We start from the raw sequence: 740 nt of genomic DNA on the forward strand, positions 1-740 counted from the left end.
GGCGACGCCGGTTCTTGTGCATAACAGCAATGGCTGCCCGGAAGTATCCATTTACAAGGCGCCTGGTACTGGCATGACGGATAGGTTGCTGAAGGATGGCTTCCACAAGAGTGATTTCCCGGGATCTGGAAATGGGTATCCGGATGGACGGGCGTACTTTGGGCTGGCGGATGAAGGGAAGACTATTGCGCTCGATTACGCCAGCCGTGGAGGTTATGACGGCGGTGTCGTCGAAATTAGAATCCCGAAAGCTGATTTTGAACAGCACTTCAGTCAGTATGTGGGCTCGCATAATGGCGTTCCTGGCGTGGAGGTTGCCATTCCGAACACCGTGTTCGATCGACTCAACCAGTACCCGCGAAGTTTGGTAGGACAGTGACAAACGGGCAGCTCAGCAAATACGAGCAACATCTCATCGGCGAGATGGTCGATGGTGAGATTGAGGCGGTATTTCGCTGGGGAATCATCGTGGACCTGGGACTGTCTCGCGTTGGGCTCATTGACGCCCTGTACATCGACGCTGGGGATAATTACCAGGTTGGCGATCGAGTCAGCGGCTATCTGGACTGCTTTGACGAGCAGAAGGACAAATTCATCTTGAGACCACCCAGTCAAATCCCGCTCGCTGAGCGGCTGAGGCAGGCAAGGGGTCAATAGTTGAAATTCGTCAACCAAGTCCGCGCAGTCTCCTGAGAAGGATGCCTGGCGACTTCCTGGGGGAGTCCAGAGGCCCCACCGGA

At 55.3% G+C, this 740-nt stretch carries 2 protein-coding genes; both read left to right on the top strand.

The annotated features are described in order from the left end of the window. Nucleotides 1-379, top strand: a 379-nt coding sequence (locus tag BFF77_RS35370) for a hypothetical protein (RefSeq protein ID WP_211280372.1), incomplete at its 5' end; no start/stop codon positions are given. After that, nucleotides 376-657, top strand: coding sequence for a S1 domain-containing protein (locus BFF77_RS31510; protein ID WP_066956880.1), 282 nt, complete (start codon nucleotides 376-378; stop codon nucleotides 655-657). The genes BFF77_RS35370 and BFF77_RS31510, both read left to right, overlap by 4 nt. The last annotated feature ends 83 nt before the right edge of the window (nucleotides 658-740 follow it).

The sequence above is a fragment of the Streptomyces lushanensis genome (assembly GCF_001700515.1).
In the GTDB taxonomy this organism is placed as follows: Bacteria; Actinomycetota; Actinomycetes; order Streptomycetales; family Streptomycetaceae; genus Streptomyces; species Streptomyces lushanensis.